At 47.0% G+C, this 21,023-nt stretch carries 22 protein-coding genes and 1 riboswitch; all 22 genes read left to right on the forward strand.

What is annotated here, in order from left to right; all coding sequences use genetic code 11:
* Positions 1-4: 4 nt before the first annotated feature.
* On the forward strand, positions 5-829 hold the full coding sequence (locus PAEAM_RS08350) for a purine-nucleoside phosphorylase (protein ID WP_036607861.1): 825 nt from the start codon (positions 5-7) through the stop codon (positions 827-829).
* 303 nt (positions 830-1,132) lie between these two features.
* Complete coding sequence (locus tag PAEAM_RS08355; protein WP_241230734.1) at positions 1,133-2,254, forward strand: D-alanyl-D-alanine carboxypeptidase family protein; 1,122 nt, start codon at positions 1,133-1,135, stop codon at positions 2,252-2,254.
* 144 nt (positions 2,255-2,398) lie between these two features.
* On the forward strand, positions 2,399-2,752 hold the full coding sequence (gene spoIIAA, locus PAEAM_RS08360; RefSeq protein ID WP_017687636.1) for an anti-sigma F factor antagonist: 354 nt from the start codon (positions 2,399-2,401) through the stop codon (positions 2,750-2,752).
* Entirely contained in the window at positions 2,749-3,204 is a 456-nt protein-coding gene (gene spoIIAB, locus PAEAM_RS08365) for an anti-sigma F factor (protein ID WP_036672324.1), read from the forward strand. Before spoIIAA ends, spoIIAB begins: the two co-directional genes overlap by 4 nt.
* A 14-nt stretch (positions 3,205-3,218) precedes the next feature.
* Positions 3,219-3,974 carry an RNA polymerase sporulation sigma factor SigF gene (gene sigF, locus PAEAM_RS08370; protein ID WP_036607856.1) on the forward strand — a complete coding sequence of 252 codons (756 nt, stop codon included), beginning with the start codon at positions 3,219-3,221 and terminating at the stop codon, positions 3,972-3,974.
* Between the two features lie 816 nt (positions 3,975-4,790).
* Positions 4,791-5,447, forward strand: a complete 657-nt coding sequence (locus tag PAEAM_RS08375) for a stage V sporulation protein AA (protein ID WP_076328261.1) — start codon at positions 4,791-4,793, stop codon at positions 5,445-5,447.
* Complete coding sequence (locus PAEAM_RS08380) at positions 5,428-5,856, forward strand: stage V sporulation protein AB (protein WP_026080996.1); 429 nt, start codon at positions 5,428-5,430, stop codon at positions 5,854-5,856. Before PAEAM_RS08375 ends, PAEAM_RS08380 begins: the two co-directional genes overlap by 20 nt.
* Before the next feature lie 24 nt (positions 5,857-5,880).
* On the forward strand, positions 5,881-7,548 hold the full coding sequence (locus tag PAEAM_RS08385; RefSeq protein ID WP_017687644.1) for a spore germination protein: 1,668 nt from the start codon (positions 5,881-5,883) through the stop codon (positions 7,546-7,548).
* A gap of 103 nt (positions 7,549-7,651) precedes the next feature.
* Complete coding sequence (gene lysA, locus PAEAM_RS08390) at positions 7,652-8,983, forward strand: diaminopimelate decarboxylase (RefSeq protein WP_100527206.1); 1,332 nt, start codon at positions 7,652-7,654, stop codon at positions 8,981-8,983.
* Between the two features lie 248 nt (positions 8,984-9,231).
* A complete protein-coding gene (locus PAEAM_RS08395) occupies positions 9,232-9,663 on the forward strand; it encodes a peptidylprolyl isomerase (RefSeq protein ID WP_017687646.1) in 432 nt (143 codons plus the stop codon).
* 119 nt (positions 9,664-9,782) lie between these two features.
* Positions 9,783-11,090, forward strand: coding sequence for a hypothetical protein (locus PAEAM_RS08400; RefSeq protein WP_243391320.1), 1,308 nt, complete (start codon positions 9,783-9,785; stop codon positions 11,088-11,090).
* A gap of 166 nt (positions 11,091-11,256) precedes the next feature.
* Positions 11,257-11,425: riboswitch (FMN riboswitch) on the forward strand.
* 324 nt (positions 11,426-11,749) lie between these two features.
* Positions 11,750-12,853, forward strand: coding sequence for a bifunctional diaminohydroxyphosphoribosylaminopyrimidine deaminase/5-amino-6-(5-phosphoribosylamino)uracil reductase RibD (gene ribD, locus PAEAM_RS08405; RefSeq protein WP_036672313.1), 1,104 nt, complete (start codon positions 11,750-11,752; stop codon positions 12,851-12,853).
* A gap of 61 nt (positions 12,854-12,914) precedes the next feature.
* Positions 12,915-13,583, forward strand: a complete 669-nt coding sequence (gene ribE / locus PAEAM_RS08410; RefSeq protein WP_100527208.1) for a riboflavin synthase — start codon at positions 12,915-12,917, stop codon at positions 13,581-13,583.
* A 32-nt stretch (positions 13,584-13,615) separates the two neighbouring features.
* Positions 13,616-14,848: a bifunctional 3,4-dihydroxy-2-butanone-4-phosphate synthase/GTP cyclohydrolase II gene (locus PAEAM_RS08415; RefSeq protein ID WP_076318983.1), complete on the forward strand. Its 1,233-nt coding sequence runs from the start codon at positions 13,616-13,618 to the stop codon at positions 14,846-14,848.
* A gap of 102 nt (positions 14,849-14,950) precedes the next feature.
* On the forward strand, positions 14,951-15,418 hold the full coding sequence (gene ribH / locus PAEAM_RS08420) for a 6,7-dimethyl-8-ribityllumazine synthase (RefSeq protein ID WP_017687651.1): 468 nt from the start codon (positions 14,951-14,953) through the stop codon (positions 15,416-15,418).
* A 104-nt stretch (positions 15,419-15,522) separates the two neighbouring features.
* The gene (locus tag PAEAM_RS08425; protein WP_076328266.1) at positions 15,523-16,323 is read left to right on the forward strand and encodes a segregation and condensation protein A; all 801 of its coding nucleotides are present in this window, start codon (positions 15,523-15,525) and stop codon (positions 16,321-16,323) included.
* Complete coding sequence (gene scpB / locus PAEAM_RS08430; protein WP_100527209.1) at positions 16,292-16,948, forward strand: SMC-Scp complex subunit ScpB; 657 nt, start codon at positions 16,292-16,294, stop codon at positions 16,946-16,948. The genes PAEAM_RS08425 and scpB overlap by 32 nt, the downstream gene beginning before the upstream one ends.
* Before the next feature lie 188 nt (positions 16,949-17,136).
* Positions 17,137-17,868, forward strand: a complete 732-nt coding sequence (locus PAEAM_RS08435) for a DUF2953 domain-containing protein (protein WP_076251141.1) — start codon at positions 17,137-17,139, stop codon at positions 17,866-17,868.
* A gap of 147 nt (positions 17,869-18,015) precedes the next feature.
* Positions 18,016-18,498, forward strand: a complete 483-nt coding sequence (ytfJ, locus tag PAEAM_RS08440; RefSeq protein ID WP_036607830.1) for a GerW family sporulation protein — start codon at positions 18,016-18,018, stop codon at positions 18,496-18,498.
* 130 nt (positions 18,499-18,628) lie between these two features.
* Positions 18,629-19,816 carry a D-alanyl-D-alanine carboxypeptidase family protein gene (locus PAEAM_RS08445; protein WP_100527210.1) on the forward strand — a complete coding sequence of 396 codons (1,188 nt, stop codon included), beginning with the start codon at positions 18,629-18,631 and terminating at the stop codon, positions 19,814-19,816.
* A gap of 31 nt (positions 19,817-19,847) precedes the next feature.
* Complete coding sequence (locus tag PAEAM_RS08450; RefSeq protein WP_100527211.1) at positions 19,848-20,474, forward strand: nucleoside recognition domain-containing protein; 627 nt, start codon at positions 19,848-19,850, stop codon at positions 20,472-20,474.
* 6 nt (positions 20,475-20,480) lie between these two features.
* Positions 20,481-21,014 (forward strand): spore maturation protein, encoded by a 534-nt coding sequence (locus PAEAM_RS08455; RefSeq protein WP_017687658.1) that lies wholly within the window; start codon positions 20,481-20,483, stop codon positions 21,012-21,014.
* Positions 21,015-21,023: the final 9 nt, after the last annotated feature.

Raw genomic sequence — 21,023 nt, forward strand, 5'->3', positions numbered from 1 at the left:
TCGCATGACAGCATTAAACCAACAAATGATTTCGGAAGCAGCATCTTATATTCAAAGCAAAAGCTCCATCAAGCCGGAAGTCGGTTTGATTTTGGGTTCAGGTCTTGGCGTACTGGCAGAACTGATTGAAGATGGCGTAAGTATTGCTTATCAGGATATTCCTCATTTTCCAGTGTCCACAGTAGAAGGACATGAAGGTGAACTATTGGTCGGAACCATTAAAGGTCGTCCAGTCGTGATGATGAAAGGCCGTTTCCATATGTACGAAGGATATGGTCCGGAATTGACAGCTTTCCCGGTACGGGTTATGAAAGAACTGGGTGTAAGCAGCCTGCTTGTAACCAATGCTGCAGGCGGCGTGAATACGTCGTATGAAGCTGGAGACTTGATGCTGATCTCGGATCACTTGAATCTCACAGGCAAAAATCCACTGATCGGACCAAATGACGCTGCACTGGGCGTGCGTTTCCCGGATTTGTCCGAAGCATATAGCCGCCGTTTGCGTGCGCTGGCGAAGGATACGGCTGCATCACAAGGTTTTAACGTACGTGAAGGGGTATACGCAGGTATGCTTGGTCCGAACTATGAGACACCGGCAGAGATCAGAATGCTGCGTACATTGGGCGCAGACGCAGTGGGCATGTCCACTGTATCTGAAGTGATTGTGGCACGCCACGCGGGCCTGGAAGTACTCGGTATTTCCTGTATCAGCAACATGGCTGCTGGAATTCTGGACCAGCCGCTGTCACATGATGAGGTTATGGAGACGACGGAACGTGTGCGTGAGTCGTTCCTGGCGCTGGTAGTGGCAGTTATTCCACAAATGTAAGCAAGATTTGAGTAGATAAGGTTACCTCTTTAGATGAGAAATCATAGGGGGGTAACCTTTTTTTGTTGTGTTGAACGTACGGTTACTCATTCCTTGAGTACAGTGCGTTTTTTTGGCTATGACCACATTTTCAATAAAAGTTCGGGAAATCATGCTTTACATGGAATAATTTACTGGAAACGGGCCGACAATGATTAGCAGTACATGCATGGAACATGCAGTAAGCAAGTCATTTGAGGAGGTAACCTTGTGAAGAAAAGAATAATGGCATCGTTCATGACCCTTTGTATCCTGCTGTCCCTTATGGCATCAACGGCATTGGCTGAAGAAACACCGAAGGCAGCGGGAGGAACTGATCTGGCCCCGTCGGCGCGCTCTGCGATCTTAATGGATGCAGACACGGGAACGGTCATTTATGAGAAAAACAGTCATGATCAGCTGCCTCCAGCGAGCATTACAAAGATTATGACCATGCTGCTTACGATCGAAGCGATCGACTCGGGCAAGCTGAAGCTGACGGACAAAGTAAGAACAAGCGAATACGCAGCTTCCATGGGCGGTTCGCAGATCTTTCTGGAGCCTGGGGAAGAAATGACAGTTGATGATATGTTAAAAGGGATCGCGATGGCTTCGGGCAATGATGCCTCGGTAGCGATGGCTGAGAAGATCGCTGGCTCGGAAGAAGCCTTTGTACAGCTGATGAATGAGCGTGCGAAGGAGCTTGGCATGAAGGATACTCATTTTGCCAACTGTAACGGCCTCCCGGTCGATAATCATTATTCTTCCGCCCATGACATTGCCGTCATGAGCCGTGAACTGCTGAAACATTCCGGGATTACGAAGTACACCGGTGCATATCAGGATTACCTTCGCAAAGATACGGAAAAGCCATTCTGGCTGGTGAACACAAACAAGCTGGTTCGTTTTTATCAAGGGGCAGACGGTTTGAAAACAGGTTACACATCCGAAGCGAAATTCTGCTTGTCCGCAACAGCGTCCAAAGATGGACTGCGTGTCGTTTCCGTGGTACTTGGTGAACCAAATACTAAAACACGGAACAGCGAAGTATCTTCGATGTTTGACTATGCGTTCAGTCAATATACGATGAAGGCTCTCTATAAGGCAGGGGATCTGCTGGGTAGTCTGAAGATCGAAAAAGGTGAAGTTGCCGAATTGCCTCTGAATGCCACGCAAAATTATAGTGTGCTGATGCGCAAAGGAGCCAAATCCAACGACATCCGGCATGAATTGCTGGTTGCCAAAGAATTGAAAGCTCCGATCAAAGCCGGGCAAAGTATAGGTAAACTGGTTGTTTACCAGGGCAACGACGTCATTAAGGAGTTCGACATTCAGGCTCCGCAGGATGTGAATAAGGCTGGCTGGTGGAAGCTGTTCAAGCGGACAACGTCCAATCTGTTTGACTAAACGGCGATTTCCGCGAGTTGCACACATCCTTCGAACATATTTTGTAGTTAAATAGGGGTTTTCTTCTAGTTTTGTCGGGGGGCAGGAAAAGCCTTCGGAAGCGTAGAAATCCTTGTTCTAAGACAGGGAGGAGAGTGAGCAAACGTGAACTTGCATGTGGAAATGGAACACCATCGCGGGATTCTGATTGTACGATTATCCGGGGAGCTGGATCACCATACAGCTGACATGGTACGGATGCAGATGGATGAAGCCATCCAGCGGAGACAAAGCGAGCATCTCGTACTCAGCCTGAAAGATCTGCAATTTATGGACAGTTCGGGTCTGGGTGTCATTTTGGGAAGATACAAGCTCATTAAGAATAAAGGTGGCAAGATGGTGGTCTGTGACGTCAATTCGCCAGTGTACCGTTTGCTGGAAATGTCGGGTCTGTTCAAGATTATGCCGATATACGAAAATGAGGGAACTGCTCTCTCAGGTCTGGAGGTCGTCTCATGAATGAAGGAACAGGGACAAATTTCATGAATCTGCAATTCGCGGCCAAGTCAGAGAATGAGTCGTTTGCACGGGTAACCGTTGCTGCGTTTATCTCCCAGCTTGATCCAACGATGGACGAGCTCAGTGACCTGAAGACGGTCATTTCGGAAGCCGTGACCAACAGCATCATCCACGGATACAACAACAACTCCGAAGGTGTTGTGTCTATCCAGGCCGAGATTCGGGAAGACATGATCACGATCATCGTGGAAGACCGTGGTGAAGGAATCGAAGATCTTGAACTGGCCAAGCAGCCGCTATATACGTCCAAACCCGAACTTGAGCGGTCGGGCATGGGCTTCACCATTATGGAAAACTTTATGGATGAATTCGAAGTCAGCAGTGAGCCCGGCAGAGGCACCTCCATCAAGATGAAAAAAAGGATTGAATCCAAGAAAGCATTGTATAATTAGGGGTTGGTGTTCTTATGGATGCTGAAGTGAAACCATCTTCACAGACCTATTTGGACGATGCCGAGGTCAAACGGCTGATTGCGCTCAGTCAGTCGGGTGACCATGTCTCACGGGATACGCTGGTGAACTGCAACATCAGACTCGTCTGGTCCGTCGTACAGCGTTTTATGAACAGGGGATATGATCCGGAAGATCTGTTCCAGATTGGTTGTATCGGTCTGCTCAAGTCAGTGGACAAATTCGATCTCAGTTATGACGTGAAGTTCTCAACCTACGCGGTACCGATGATCATCGGAGAAATCCAGCGATTCCTGCGGGATGACGGTACCCTGAAGGTCAGTCGTTCACTGAAAGAGATGGCGAATAAAGTCCGCAAAAAAAGGGACGAACTGTCCAAACATCTGGATCGTTTACCAACGATTAAGGAAGTTGCCGCAGAGCTGGGGGTAACCCCGGAGGAAGTTGTATTTGCCCAGGAAGCGAACAAACCACCGACCTCCATCCATGAGACGGTATTTGAGAATGACGGTGATCCCATTACGTTAATGGATCAGATTGCCGACGAGTCTCAGGAACGTTGGTTTGACAAACTGGCGCTAAACGAAGCCATCGGTGGTCTCAGTGAGCGGGAGCGGTTAATCGTTTATCTTCGGTATTACCGGGATCAGACCCAGTCCGAGGTTGCCAGCAGGCTGGGAATATCTCAGGTACAGGTATCACGTCTGGAGAAAAAAATACTGCAATCCATCCGCGACCAGATCGCGCAGTGATTTCGATGGGTTGCAACAACAATATTGGTGCATATACACCAATATACGACAACTAACAACCTTCTATCGCGCATTATGGCGAGGGAGGTTATTTGTTGTTAGATAAACAAATAACCTCCCCTCTCTTTTAAATCCCTCCCTGCCACCACCCAGCATATTTATTACAAACGTTAGGAAACGGGAGGACAATTGGTAACGGAGGGATGGAATCGGTAAAAATGAGCGAAGCGTGAGGGTTCATCTAAGGGGATATATAAGCAACACAGGCGGCAGATTAGACCTGAAGAAGCGGAAGCGTGCGCCTTCGGCTCCAAATCTCTACACAACTATATTCTAAGACGGTTCCAATAAATAACTTCAAGAGTCATGAAATTCTGAGCAAAATAACCCCCTAAAACTCTTCTTTTAAATCCCTTCCTGCCACCTCCCCAGCATATTTATTTCAAACGTTTGGAAACGGGAGGACGATGGGCAGCGGAGGGATGGAATCGGTCAAAAGGAGCGAAGCGTGAGGGTTCATCTAAGGATACATAAGCAACGCAGGCGGCAGATTAGACCTGAAGAAGCGAAGCGTGCGCCTTTGTCTCCAAATTTCTAACACTTAGAAATCAATCAAAAGAATTTGGAGACAACAGCGATCAGAAGGTTGGTCTGCCGTCGGAGTGTCTGCGTGTATCCTCCCCAGAGCAACAGCGACCAATGACCGATCCATCCCGCAGCGTCCACCCACCTCACAATCTTTTTCCAACCAGACTGTAATAAATTTGCACATTCTTCAAATACTAACCTAAATTACGCAGTAAAGGAGTGCTATGGATGTCCCAGACACCCACTCCAATGGTCTATATTCGTCTGCGCAGCCGTATTCGCATCCAGAGGGGCAGAGCAGTCAAGCTTGGAGATATTGCACATGTACTGACCTCTTCTGAAGACCAGGAGGGCAGGCTACTGGAGCTTGAACTGCTGCGCCCTGGACCGGAGGATGGCAATCTGATCCTCATTGATATATTGCAGATTATTCCCCGAATTCGGAACATCTTGCCGGAGGTAAGTGTGGAACTGATTGGATCAGGCCATACGTTGGTTGAAGTCATTGCGGGAAATGGTCAACCTTCCAAGTCTCTGTTCATATTGGTTTGGCTGCTGCTGTTCTTCGGATCGGCCTTAACCATTATGAATTTTCATGCCGATGTGAACATGCAGGAAGTACAGATTCGTATTGTGGAGATGCTTACTGGGCATCGGGACGAACATCCCTATCTGTTCCAAGTGGCGTATTCCATTGGCATTGGATTCGGAATGGCAGTATTTTTTAATCATTTGTTCAAGAAAAAATGGAATGAGGAACCTACCCCGCTGGAAGTAGAGATGTTCCTATACCAGCAAAATGTAGATAAATATGTGGTGATTGAAGAAAGTGAACGGATGCACGAGCAGGAACGCAGGGAGATGAATGCGGATGAGCGTTCTTAATGGAGCAATCAGCATTGTATTGGGTATTGCAGGGGGAATTGCCGTAGGGAGCGGCGTAATTGCACTCATTCTGGTGCTCGATATGATTCCCAGGTTGGCTCAACTTACGCAATCGTATGACAAGACTCACTGGTACGAAGGGGCGCTAATTGGTGGTTCACTGCTCGGAACGGTGGCGGATTTCTGGCACTGGAAAATGCATGGGGTGCTACTGCTCAGCCCAATCGTTGGTTTGTTCTGTGGCGTGTTCATCGGTCTGCTGGCCGCAGCGCTCACTGAGGTACTCAATGTACTGCCCGTGCTAGCCAAACGATTGGGCATGAAACCTTATTTATTTGGATTACTGCTCGCCATGATTTTGGGCAAAATGACAGGTTCCCTGTTTGATTTTTTTATATATCAGCGGTAACTCGTGGCCATAGGAGGATGGAAGATGGATGAACGAACGGAGCACACAGGCCAGGAAAATAGTGAAGGTATAACGGAAGAGATGTTACACAAGTCTGCTTATGAGATTCAGAAGGAAGAAGAGGAGAAAGCGTACAATAAGAAAAAACAAAATGAGATGTCCGACAGCATTGAGGAATCCGTACAATATTGGCAGGAAAACGATGATATCTCCCCACGCATGAGTGAGAATAGATATACACTGCAACAGGTACTGGGGCTTGGAGAATCGTTCGACGTGAATATGAGGGAAATGGTCCTAGGTGGTAAGCACGTTGGATTGCTGATGATCACCGGCTTCGCCAAGGATGAGATTTTGCTTGAAGTCTTGAAAAGATTAACCTATCTCACGCCGGATGACGTGTCAGGACATGCACTCAAATCCTATTTTGAATGTTACATTCCCCACATTCAGGTGGAAAAAGTCGAGAAGATGAGTGCTGTCATCAACAAGGTCCTTACCGGTATGAGCGCAATGTTCGTTGAAGGAGATCGCTCGGTCTTAATTATGGATACACGGAGTTACCCGGTTCGTTCACCAGAAGAACCTTCATTGGAAAGGGTGGTCCGCGGTTCCAGAGACGGCTTTACCGAAACGCTCCTGACCAACGTGACCTTAGTGCGTCGCAGAATACGCGACCCTGGACTGAAGTTTGAGATCATGCAGGTGGGTCGGAGAACACAAACGGATGTCTGCGTGGTGTACATTGACGATATTGTGGATAAAGTGCAGGTAGATTCAGTCCGGGAAAAAATTCAACGAGTGGATATCGATGGTATTCCCGCCGCCGATAAACAGCTGGAAGAAGCGATTATCAACAAGGGATGGAATCCGTTCCCACTCGTTCGTTATTCGGAACGACCAGATGTTACAGCTTCTCATTTGCTGGAAGGACGAGTCGTCATTTTCGTAGACACTTCTCCGAGTGTGATGATTCTACCTACGACCTTCTTCGACCTGTGTGAACATGCGGAGGAGAACAGACAGACCGCCTTGATGGGGACGTATTTACGATGGGTGCGTTTTGCAGGGATTCTCATCTCGTTGTTTTTGCTACCATTATGGCTTCTCATGGTTATTGACCCTTCGATTAAACCGATGGGACTTGACTTCATTGGTCCGCAGGAAAATGTAAAGCTGCCGTTAATTCTACAGTTTCTCTTGATCGAACTGGGCGTCGATTTATTACGGATGGCAGCGGTTCATACGCCTACACCTCTGGCATCGGCCATGGGCTTGATCGCGGCCATTCTAGTTGGGGATATCGCCGTCAAAACAGGATATTTTGTCAATGAAGTTGTACTCTATATGGCCATCGCAGCCATCGGTATGTTTGCCACGCCAAGTTACGAATTGGGTCTCGCCAACAGGTTGGTCAGGCTGGTTCTGCTAGTCGCTGTTGCGATATTCAAGGTTCCGGGATTGGTCGTGGGCTGTACATTACTCATATTGGCGCTCACCGTTCACCGGTCGTACAATTCTTCGTATCTCTGGCCTTTTATACCGTTTAATGCAAAGGCCTTGGGCAACTTTTTATTCCGGCTTCCGCTGCTGGAAAATAAAAAACGTCCATCATTCAATAAAACCCGTGACAACACCAAAATGTCCGATGATCCGGACGGGGAACTGCAAAAAAGTAAAAAACACAAATGATCTTCCGAAAAATCCATTCATCTCGCTGCCTAATTTGATATACTGGTGTAAAATCATTGGAATATCAATTGTTCCAGTATATAAAAAGTGAGGAATGCAGATTATGTATTTACATGGTACAAGTAAAATAAATGCGCAAGGGCATCTGGAGATTGGCGGAGTTGATACAACAGATCTGAAAGAACAATTTGGAACTCCCCTGTACGTTGTGGACGAGCAATTGGTTCGTGAGCGTTGCAGAGAGTACATGGAAGCATTCCGTGCTTCCGGACTGGGCTTCCAGGTTGCTTACGCAAGTAAAGCATTCTGTGTAATGGCGATGTGTGCCCTTGCAGCTGAAGAAGGACTTTCCTTGGATGTCGTATCTGACGGTGAACTGTTTACTGCACTGCAAGCAGGATTCCCGGCTGAGCGCATTCACTTCCACGGTAACAACAAAACGCTGGAAGAGATCGAAATGGCTCTTGATGCAGAGATTGGATGTTTTGTTGTTGATAACTTCAATGAATTGCATCTGTTGCAGGCTGTAGCAGCGGACAAAAATCGTAAAGTAAACATTTTGCTTCGTGTGACGCCTGGTGTTGAGGCACATACGCATGAATATATTTCCACAGGTCAGACGGATTCGAAATTTGGATTCGATATCGGTAATGGTACAGCATTTGAAGCGATTGACTTGGCTTCCAAGCAGTCTAATCTGGTATTGCTCGGTGTGCATTCCCACATCGGTTCCCAGATCTTCGAAGTTGAAGGCTTCCAGATGGCGGTTCAACGTGTTGCTGAATTTGCAGCAAGTGTATATGAGCGTCTTAATGTTGCTTTCAAAGTGGTTAACCTTGGTGGTGGATTCGGAATCCGTTATATCGATGGAGATACGCCACTTGAAGTTGCACAATACGTGAAGGCTATTACAGACGCCGTTAAAAATCATTTTGCTCAAATCGGCTATGCCGTACCTGAGATCTGGGTTGAGCCAGGCCGCAGCATCGTGGGTGAAGCGGGAACAACACTGTATACCGTTGGAACAAGCAAAGACATTCCAGGCGTGCGTAAATATGTTGCCGTTGATGGTGGTATGACTGATAACCCACGTCCTGCTTTGTATGAATCCAAGTATGAAGCTGTGCTTGCCAACCGTGCGAATGAGGCTGCTCAGGAAACGGTATCCGTTGCGGGTAAATGTTGCGAGAGTGGCGATATGTTGATCTGGGATCTGGACCTGCCAAAAGTGGAAAGTGGCGACCTGCTCGCTGTAGCTTGCACAGGTGCGTATAACTACTCCATGGCGAGCAACTACAACCGGATTCGTCGTCCGGCCGTTGTATTTGTCAAAGACGGTCAAGGAGATGTCGTGGTACGCCGTGAGACGTATCAGGATATCATCCAGAATGACCTGGTACCTGCGCGCATTGGAAAACAGCCAGTAACTCGCTAATTCGTCAAAAGATAATGCGTTTCTGCATTATTCAAGATATAGGGATTTTGCAGTTGAAGCAGATGAAAAGGGACCTTCCTTTTTCGTCTGCTTTTTGCGTATTTGAGCTAAATCATGAAAAAAGTTGCCGTTTTTTTTGCGATCCAGACATTTTCGGTGTACACTAAGAAAAGTGCTGTAATGCTTGGCCCAGGGTCATGCGTTCTGGCACCATTAACGATGGTCAATACGAAAGGAGTCATTTACATATGGCGAAACAAGCGAAAATTAAATTGGCAAACGGCGGAGAAGTTCTGATCGATCTGTTCGATCAAGAAGCTCCAAACACAGTAGCAAACTTTGAGAAACTGGCTAACTCCGGTTTCTACAATGGTCTTACATTCCACCGCGTTATCCCTGGCTTTGTAGCTCAAGGCGGATGCCCTAACGGTTCCGGTGCAGGTGGCCCAGGTTACACAATCAACTGTGAAATTAACCCAAACAAACATGAGCGCGGAACACTTGCTATGGCACATGCTGGCCGTAACACAGGTGGAAGCCAGTTCTACATCTGCTACCAACCGCAACCACATTTGGATGGACAACATACTGTATTTGGTAAAGTAACTAAAGGTATGGAGTTCGTGGACGCTTTAGAAGGTAAAGACAAAATGGAAACTGTTGAAGTTGTAGAAGCTTAATACCTTCACCTTAACTGGATCCAAACATGAAGTGCTTCTTTTATAGAAGCACTTTTTTTATTTTTCATATGTCACGTATTCGAGATCCATAATTAGAAAGGATGAATAAAACCTTGGATATGGTTACTCAGCTAAGCTTGTTAAAACAAATTTATAGTGAGCGCACGTTGTGGGATGAAGAACTGCAGGCATCGCGCCATGTCGTTCCGGATAGTCTATCGGTAAAGGATCGAGAAGCGCTTGAGGCAGACGAGCATGAACCGAATCGATTTGTACGTCCGCAACATGATGAAACCATTACTGAGCTGAAAAAAGTTGCGAATCAATGGACGATCAATGATGCAGCGCAGGCCTTTGTATCCTCTTTGTGGTCAGCACCCATGATCTGGCGCTCGTTGCTTACGGGCAAGCTTATTGGGAGCAGTATGCCAAGCCATGAACATACGCCATATCCATCTTCGAACACTTGTAAGATATGCGGATTAAGTGTAGATCAAGCAACCGACACAACGCTGCAATGGTATTGGCGGATGACCAATGGAACCCCGTTGGACGGTGATCCTTTTGGATGCGTGTTGGCACTTCGAGAGCTGGCTGCCGCACAGGAGCTTCCAATACCCAATGAGTACGACCGCTGGACATTCCGTGCGGTGTTAACGGTGCTACGCGAATTACCTCCCAAAACACGTTACAGCAAGGCAGCAGTAGCGCTCAAGAAGGAACGTCTTTTGCCCACACAGAAGGAATATGCTTACCGTGATTTGCTTGAGACGTTAGCTCTGATTGGCATACTGGATACGCCGGAACATCCTGGAATGATCACGGAATTCACCTCTTACATGCAGCGTGACGCACGCCCCAATGTGCGGGTTGAAGTGCAGGCCCCTCTGGCGTGGTGGGACTCATCTGTCGGAATTAATGAGAACAACCTGAACAAGATATTTCATGATTTTGATCTGAATAACATATCACTTGCGGATAAGCCTGATGAGAGTCCAGCTGTAAAGGACACGATCTTAGGGGCATTGGAGAAGAAGAGAAGTGTTCGCGGAAAAGTACCAAAGGCATCACCTGATGCAGGTACCGGGGAGGTACAGTCTGGAGATGTGTATGCTGTTCGGGTCCGGGAAGGTGTATGGGTGACTGTATATTGTCATGAAGTCAGAGACAAGCGCGTCATCGTCGAATATCTGGATGGAGTCTTCCCAGAGATGCCGGGAAAAGCAGATTTGCATGGGACGTTTCGACCGAGAGCGAATGGACGCTGGAAATGCTCGGCTATTGCGATCGATTCAACAAGTTGGGTCAGAAGGGTGGCAAGAGAGTTCCCGCTTCCGACTTCGCCCCTGCAAGAACCTGACCGCACTCCATTCCATAATGCCAAAGAATTAAAGCATATGGCGAGCTGGTGTTTTCCTGATATGTAGAATGTTACGATGGATGTGAAATGCTTTCAAAGAAAAACCGTGCCTCCTTGAGAGGAAGCGGTTTTTTGTTGTTTATTGACTTATTAAAAGTTAGTATGTGACAAAAAGGAACAAAAAACAATTGATTTTTTGGCATTAAAGTGCTAACATCCAAGTAATAACGAAAGCAATCCTTCAGGGCAGGGTGCAATTCCCTACCGGCGGTGATGCAGGAAGTGTAAGGACCTATGTGTCCAGCACTTGATGCAAAGTCCGTGACCTGTCTGCCATTGGCAGATGGCTGATCTGGTGTAATTCCAGAACCGACAGTATAGTCTGGATGGGAGAAGGAGAGGTGCAGACCTAACAGGTTTGCATTCAGCAGGAGTATTGCTGCACAGTCACGATTTTATGATGTCTTGCACTGTGCAGGGAAGATCCGGATACGCCGGACAGTTCCATACATATGCCGCACTATAAAAGCTCTTTACCTGTAAATGATGTTCATTAAGGTATGTGTCTATTTTCACTTGCCCGAAATGAAGTTTTGGGCAAAGTGTTGGCGTGCTGTATCCATTTCACTCCTGCTGGTGACATTTGTCTCTCATCATCCCCATCGAACTGATTGTTCGACGGGGATTTTTTAATAAACAAGACTTTAAACCGCGGGGTGAACGGATTTGGAAATGATCAATGATGAATTTTATATGGCACTGGCATTGGATATGGCGGAACGAGCACAGGGACAGACGGGGATTAATCCGGTTGTTGGATGTGTAGTTGTGAAAGAAGGCCGTATTGTAGGCCTGGGGAGCCATCTGAAACGTGGAACCGGTCATGCAGAGGTGCATGCACTTAACATGGCAGGCAGTGATGCAGAGGGAAGTACGGTATACGTTACACTTGAGCCTTGTAGTCATTATGGCAAGACGCCACCTTGTAGTGAACGTCTGATTCATGAAAAGGTGAAACGTGTTGTGGTATGTTGTGAAGATCCAAATCCGCAAGTATCCGGCAGGGGTATAAGCATGCTTCGTCAACAAGGCATTGAAGTTGAAGTTGGCGTACTGCGTGAGCGAGGAAGACGCATGAATGAAAAATTCATTAAGTTTATTACAACGGGTCTACCTTTTGTGACACTGAAAACGGCTACTACTTTGGATGGCAAAATTGCTACTCGCAGCGGAGACAGCAAGTGGATCTCTAACGAGCCCGCTCGTGAGATTGTACATGCCCTTCGTCATCGTCACCAGGGAATTATGGTTGGCGTCGACACGGTAATTGCCGATAATCCGGAACTTACAACCCGTTTGCAAGTCGAAGGCATTAGTCCAGTGCGCATTGTAGTGGATTCCAAGTTACGTCTCCCCGTAGGTGCCAAAATGGTTAAGGATGGTCTTGCTCCAACATGGGTGCTGACAACAGACGAAGCCAGTCCTGAAGTTGCTGAACGTTTGGAAGCCTACGGCGTCGAGATTATACGCTGTGGTCCTGGACCACGTGTGGATCTGTTAAACGGTCTTAGCAAGTTGGGTGAGCGTGACATTGGTTCAATTTTGCTTGAAGGTGGAGGCACCTTGAATGGAGCCATGCTGGAGGCAAGGTTGGTCGATCGACTGCTCATGTTTATCGCTCCGAAGATTGTAGGCGGTTATGATACACCTGGAAGCTTCCGCTTCGAGGGTGTGGAACGTATGAATCAGGCGATTCAATTGAATCAGTTGGAGATCGAACAAGTTGGAGATAATATCAGCATTGGCGGTATTCCGGTGTGGCCTGAATAAATAAATGGATTTGAAAGTAGAAAGTTAGGTTCTTTATAACTTGAAAAAGGGAGGCGGCAGCATGTTTACCGGTTTGGTGGAAGAAGTCGGTCAGATCCGGGGTATTGGTCGGAAAGGCGAAGCGATGGTCCTGAATATCGGAGCTTCCGCCATCATGGACGATCTGAAGATTGGTGATAGTGTAGCAGTGAACGGCGTGTGCTTAACTGCGACAACGCTCGAAGGTGGAGGTTTTACCGCCGATGTAATGCCTGAAACCTATCGCCATACCAATCTCAGTCAGCTGCAATCTGGCAGTAAAGTTAATCTGGAGCGGGCCATGCAATCAGGCGGTCGTTTTGGCGGCCATATCGTTCAGGGCCATGTTGATGGTACTGGAGTGATCGGCAGTATAACACGTGATCAGAATGCAATTGTGTTTGAGATCAAGCCTGATGATCACCAGTTGTTCAAATATCTGATCCCCAAAGGATCAGTTACACTGGATGGCATTAGCTTGACCGTTGTCCATACATCGGATACCGCATTCACGGTTTCCATTATCCCGCATACCATTGGTGAAACTGTACTAAATGTGAAAAAGACAGGGGATACCATTAATATCGAATGCGATATTTTGGGCAAATATGTGGATCATCTGCTCCAGTATGGGAGAGGACATCGGGAGACGGGTGCTGGCAAGCCGCGCAGTATCAGTGAAGATTTTCTCTCCAATCACGGATTTGCATAAATAGAGAACAGAAATTAACTGGAGGTGGACCAATGTCAGAACAATCCATTCTGGACACAATAGAAGAAGCCATATATGATCTCATGCGTGGTAAACCCGTCATTGTTGTGGATGATGAAGATCGGGAGAATGAAGGCGATTTTATCGCTTTGGCCGAAAAGGCGACGCCTGAAGTCATTAATTTCATGATTACTGAAGGTAGAGGTCTGGTCTGTGTTCCGATTACACAACAACGTGCGGACGAACTTAACCTGAAACCGATGGTTCAACAAAATACGGATTTCCATGGAACAGCCTTCACCGTCTCTGTGGATCACAAAGATACAACAACAGGTATCTCGGCACATGAACGCTCTATTACCGTGAAAGGTCTAATCGATCCTGAGGCGAAAGCCGGGGACTTCCGTAAGCCTGGTCACATGTTCCCTCTGATTGCAAAAGACGGCGGTGTACTTCGTCGTGCCGGACATACGGAAGCGGCTGTAGATCTCGCTATCATGTGTGGTTCCTACCCTGCTGGCGTTATTTGTGAAGTGATTAAGGAAGATGGCACGATGGCCAGACTTCCGGATCTGCAGGAGATTGCCCGCAAGCATGATCTGAAGCTGATCAGTATTCAGGACATGATTCGTTACCGTAACGAAAAAGAGCAGCTGGTTCAACGTGAAGTGGCTGTGCGTATGCCAACGGACTTTGGTGAGTTTCAAGCGGTGGCTTATACAAATGCTGTGGACAATAAGGAACATGTGGCTCTGGTCAAAGGAGAAATTGATGGTTCGAAACCTGTGCTTGTACGTGTGCACTCTGAATGTTTGACAGGTGATGTATTCCATTCGCATCGTTGTGACTGTGGTCCGCAGTTTGATGCGGCACTCAAACAGATCCATGAGGAAGGCAATGGCGTACTGCTCTATATGAGACAGGAAGGTCGGGGTATTGGGCTAATCAACAAACTCAAAGCCTATAAGCTGCAAGAGGAAGGTATGGATACTGTTGATGCAAACCTGAGTTTGGGTTTTGCTGCTGACTTGCGTGATTACGGAATTGGCGCTCAAATTCTGAAAGACCTTGGGGTTCGTCAGATCAGACTGCTAACTAACAATCCTCGTAAAATTAAAGGCCTTGAAGGGTATGGACTTGAAGTCGTAGAGCGTGTCGCGATCCAGATGGAGGAGAACGAGGACAATACGGTGTATCTTCATACCAAGCAAGCCAAGCTGGGGCATATGCTCAAGTTTGATGATATCGAGCAGAACGAACAGTAAATATATTTTAGATGAATAACGTTCACCATGTAATTTATGGAAGAGATTACTTAGGGATTTCCGTTACTTACATTACATTATACCGTTAGGGAGATGACTTGAATGCCACAATTTTTTGAAGGACATTTAGTATCAGAAGGATCCAGATATGGAGTTGTCGTTGGACGTTTTAACGAATTCATTACCAGTAAATTGCTTAGCGCAGCACTCGATGCATTCAAACGCCACGGCGTGCAGGATGATGAAGTGGATGTAGCCTGGGTCCCAGGTGCGTTCGAAATCCCTTTGATTGCGCAGAAAATGGCGGAGAGCGGCAAGTATGATGCGGTGATTACCCTGGGAACCGTTATTCGTGGATCAACTACGCATTACGATTATGTGTGCAACGAGATGGCTAAAGGGGTAGCAGCAATTAACCTGAAAACTGGCGTGCCTACGATCTTTGGACTGGTTACAACAGAAAATATTGAACAAGCGATTGAACGTGCCGGAACCAAAGCGGGTAACAAAGGTTGGGATGCAGCTACGGCGGCAATTGAGATGGCAAACTTGACGAAACAGCTAAAATAGTGCTTATTTAATAGTAGTGCCCTGCTTTGCGCAGACGAACACGGGAAACCGGATTCGGACGGCTTAGCAGGGTTTTGTATTTTTCTGGCGGGAGGATTCGTCTAGTGACGGTAGTTACATACAAACTGGAGACTTTTGAAGGGCCTTTGGATCTGCTGCTTCATCTGATTGATAAGGCTGAAATTCATATCCAGGATATTCCCATCAGCGATATTACCGATCAATACATGGCGTATTTGCATTCGATGCAGGAACTGGAACTGGATATTACGAGTGAATTTCTGGTCATGGCAGCAACATTGCTGTCGATCAAGAGCAAACTTTTATTGCCCAAACCACCGGTCATTGAGGACTTCGAGGATTATGATTTTATGGAAGAAGAAGATTATGATCCACGTGCAGAGCTGATTGCACGTCTGATAGAATATCGCAAGTACAAGGGAATTGCGCGTCATCTTCATGAACGGGAGTGGGAACGCAGCCTTATATTTTCCAAAGAGCCCGAGGATCTGCGCCCCTATATGCCCGTAGAAGCCCAATCGAACCCGGTTGAGGGTTTACACACCTCTGACCTGATTGCAGCATTTCAGAAGGCGCTACGCAAGGCTGAGAAGCGCACAACCGTAACCCGGATCAAACGGGATGAAATATCGGTTAAGGATCGGATACGGGATGTCATCGGCGCTTTGGAAAGTATGGGGCCGGGAGGCAGACTATTATTCTCCAAGTTGATGGATGAGCATATCTATCGCCATGAGATTGTTGTCACTTTTCTGGCGGTGCTGGAACTGATGAAGATGAAGCAGATTGTCTGTTATCAGGAACGGATGTTTGAGGATATCGTTATGGAGTGGAGAGGGGAAACAAAGAATCATGGATTTTCCGAAATTGAAATCGATTATTGAAGGCCTGCTGTTTTTGTCCGGAGAAGAAGGTCTGAGTATCAAACAAATCGCCGAGATCGTCGACCAGCGAGTGGAGCTTGTAACGGACGCGATTGAGGAGATGATTCATGAATTTTCACAGCAGGGACGAGGTGTACAGATTCTCAAGATCGCTGGTGTAGTTCAGTTGGGCACCTTGCCTGACCACGCTGTATATTTCGAGAAACTGGCATACTCTCCCGCGCGTACGTCCTTATCCCAAGCGGCTCTGGAGACGCTGGCTATTGTAGCGTACCGGCAGCCCATTACACGGGTAGAGATTGAGGAAATCCGCGGTGTAAAATCGGAACGGGCCATCCATACGCTTGTGAATAAGGATCTAATTATTGAAGTGGGACGAGCCGAGGCGATCGGACGACCAATTCTGTATGGAACGACCAAGTCATTCCTGGATTATTTCGGACTGGCTTCAATTAAAGACCTTCCGGAACCAGGTTTGTTCGAAGATTCGGAAAACCTGGAAGAAGAGACACAACTGTTATTCAACAAACTGGATTTGCAACAACTGGAACCGGAAAGTGCTGATCCGGCGGATGATCTAAGTCATATCGACAACGAAGACGATAATAACAATTCTTCACTCTAATTTGCAAGCTCATACTAACCGACACCCATCAGTGGAGTCGGTTTTTTTGTGCATTGTTTTAGATAAATGGTGAATAGAACAGTTTCCAAACAAATATATAATGGGATTTTTAGGTCAAACGTGAATTTTTTCCTATCCAGAGTGCCATACTAGACGAGAAAAGAATTGAGGGCTTGGAGGTAAGGCCTGTGTGGATTTGGCTTGGAGGAATCGGTTTGTTGTTCGCATTGCTGATTGCCGCAGTCCTCATCTCAAATGTTCATGTACATTTTACATTCAGTAAACATAAAAGTGATGATTACGCCAATATTAATGTTCGTCTTCTCTATGGAATTGTGCGGATTAACTATGAGATCCCGAGTATTGTTTTTCGCAATATGAAGGAAGGTTTTCTGGTCAAGACCGAACAATCCATGAATCATTCGAGAGGCGAGGCCCAGGGAAGTGAACGGGTCAACAAACGCAAAGTCAAGAAGTGGGCTAAAGATGTGAAAATTATGCTTAGGGCAACGGACGCGCTCAAGCTGTGGCTGAAGCAAACACTCACACGCGTACATATGACTCAACTGTCCTGGGCTACCCACATTGGGGTTGGTGATGCAGCATATACAGCGGTGCTGACGGGTTGGGTGTGGAGTATCAAGTCCATTATTATAGGTTTTCTCACCTATCAGATCCGCTTTGATGAAACACCTGTGCTTCAGGTTATGCCGGTATGGTCCGATGAAATGGAATTTAGAACGGAACTTGATTTCAGAGTGAAAATTCGGATTACAGCCGTTCTGATCGCTGGAGTTACACTACTCACCCGTGTGTTTCAAGTCGAAGGCGGATGGCGGATGTGGTTCAAGCTTCTTCAGGAACAGCGCCGCAGGCATAAGGAGAAGCAAAAGAAGAAACTTAGTGGGACAACAGTATAAAAACCCATCATAGTCGGTCTGTTTTTGGGAATGTAAGGTTGGGATTTGGTGAGTGTATTTAAAATGCTTATTACATAAGTCCCTTCAAGTTTGGGGATGATATGGTTAGATCAAACCTAGCTTACATTGAAACTGGAGGGAATTTAAATGTCAGATCATCCAATTCAAGGCTTAATGGAAACCGCAATGGAAAATATCAAGGCCATGGTGGATGTCAATACAATTGTTGGCGATGCAGTCGAAACACCAGATGGTACCGTGATTCTGCCAATCAGTAAGGTGGGATTCGGTTTTGCTGCCGGTGGTAGTGATTTTCACGTTAATGGAGAAAGTAGTGGCAAAAGTGGTGCTACGGGTACCTCTGCTGAACATGCGAGTTCAGCTAAAGTTGCTTCTCCGTTTGGTGGCGGTAGTGGCGGGGGTGTATCCATACGTCCCATTGCGTTCCTGGTGGTAGGTAAACAGGGGGTACACATTGTACCACTCGATAACTCCACACATCTTTTTGAGAAACTCATTGACTCCACCCCTTATGTTTTGGACCGAATTCAAGGCATGTTCCAACGGAATACAACACCAACGAATACAACAGGTGTACCAGTTACACCAGATCCATCAACCTATAGCTGAATCATTTCGTCATGATCCCTCCCGCATCCCAGCGTGAGGGATTTTTGCTGTTTTTGCCCGATGGGACATACTCCAAGTTGTCCGGACATAAGATAGTACAAGATTCCAAGTGACCCGGAGGAATGAATTGATGCGAAAAATAACGAAAGTCATTGCATGTATGCTTATCCCTGTCTTCTTGCTGTCTTCATTAGGGGCTACTCAAGCCCAGGCAACGATTCAAGGTCCGTCTACACATGCGCAAAGCGCTGCTCTCATTGATGTCACATCAGGCCGGATCTTATACAGCAAGGATGGGGATAAAGAACTGCGAATTGCCAGCTTGACCAAAATCATGACAGCGATCGTAGCAATCGAACACAGCAAGCTGGATGATAAAGTGAAAGTGTCTCCCTCGGCTTTTGCCAAAGAAGGATCTTCTCTCTATCTCAAGTTAGGTGAAGAGATGACGCTTGAAAACATGTTGTACGGGCTCATGCTCCGTTCAGGCAATGACGCGGCCTCTGCGATCGCAGAACATGTCGGTGGATCGGAAGAAGGCTTTGTCCTGTTAATGAACAAAAAGGCGGAGCAAATCGGTCTGACGCATTCTCATTTTATGAACCCTCATGGACTGGATGCAGAAGGTCACTATTCAACAGCTAATGACTTGGCACGATTAACGGCATATGCATTGCACAATCCGGTGTTCAAACGCATCGTAGCCACGGAGGACAAATCTGCACCGAACCCCAATGAAAGCTGGGAATACTCTTGGCACAATAAAAATAAAATGTTGCGGATGTATGAAGGTGCGGATGGAGTGAAAACCGGCTACACAAAAAAAGCTTTCAGATGTTTGGTCAGTTCCGCTACACGTAACGGACAGCAGCTCGCCGCAGTAACGCTGAACGACGGAAACGATTGGAACGATCATGCTCGGATGCTTGATTTTGGGTTTGAATACTTCCCGTTGGTAGAGGTCGCGAAGCAAGAACAGCCTGTGCAAAATACAGATGTCGTTACGGGTCGGGGATTCTGGTACCCACTGGCTAAAAGTGAACAAGGCTCATTGACTAAGAAATTAATCCTACACGAAAATCGAGGACAGTCGGAAACGGAAGGCAAGGAACAATCGACAGATCCTTCGTTCGGATTGGCAGGTCGCATTGATATGCAGCTTGACGGCAAACTTGTGGGCTCAATTCCCGTGTATCGCAAAGGCAGTTATATTCCTCCTGAACCGAAGACAGAAGATGCAACGCTAGGTGGTATCGGTGATGTCTCTTCCTGGGCAGCTGCATGGCGTGCCGTGTTAAGCCACCTGTTGTCTCCTTAGCTAAATCGCCATTGAAGGGAGGATATAATCCATGATTAATCTAATTTGGCTGCTCATGATTTTAATCGGATTTGCTTTTGCAGCCGTCAACGGTAATATCGAAGTGGTCACGCAAGCTGCTTTTGATGGGGCGGCAACGGGAGTCACGGTCTGTTTTGGACTGATTAGTGTGCTTGTGTTCTGGATGGGTATGATGAAATTGGCTGAAGATGCGGGCCTCCTGGCCCGGATTGCCAAGCTGCTCGGCCCGGTTGTGGGCTTCCTGTTCCCCGATGTGCCCAAAAATCATCCGGCGATGGGTTATATTCTCTCCAATATGAGTGCCAATTTGCTGGGACTAGGAAATGCGGCTACACCGATGGGAATAAAAGCCATGCAACAGCTGCAGGAGCTTAATCCGGACAAACAAACCGCTTCTCCTGCCATGTGCACCTTACTGGCTCTGAATACAGCCAGTATTACCATTATTCCGACAACGCTGATCGCCATCCGCTTAAACTATCATTCCGCCAATGCTACAGAGATTGTGGGAACAACATTGATGGCTACCATTATCGCTACACTTGCTGCTATAATCGCCGATCGCTGGTATCGAAACAGGGCTTTACACAAACCGCCGCGCATACAGAAAAGTGGCAATCCCGGCATGAAAGGATGAGCACCTTTGTTAACCTTCATCAACTGGATCTCCGTCTGGGCCATCCCGGTTATTATCGCGTTTGTTCCATTATATGCGTTTACCAAAAAGGTCCCGGTTTACGAATCCTTTGTTGATGGGGCCAAGGATGGTTTCTCTACTGCAATCAGTATTATTCCGCATCTCGTGGGCATGATGGTCGCAATCAGCGTATTTCGTGCCTCGGGTGCACTGGATTTTGTGATTAGCCTGTTCGCTCCGCTGGTGTCTTGGATGGGTGTTCCAGGCGAAGTGTTGCCACTCGGAATACTGCGTCCTTTAACGGGGACAGGCTCTCTGGCGTTTACAACCGATCTAATCAAAACCCATGGCCCTGATTCCATGATTGGACGTATGGCATCTACGATTCAGGGGAGTACAGACACCACGTTATATGTGCTGACTGTTTATTTTGGGGCTGTAGGTATACGGAACGGTCGATATGCACTCAAAGTAGGGTTGTTTTCCGATGTTGTTGGTTTTATTGCTGCGCTCGCCATTTGTTTGCTCGTTTTTGGTTAAAAGATATCT

It is taken from the genome of Paenibacillus sp. GM1FR (assembly GCF_002803315.1).
GTDB classification, from domain to species: Bacteria; Bacillota; Bacilli; order Paenibacillales; family Paenibacillaceae; genus Paenibacillus; species Paenibacillus amylolyticus.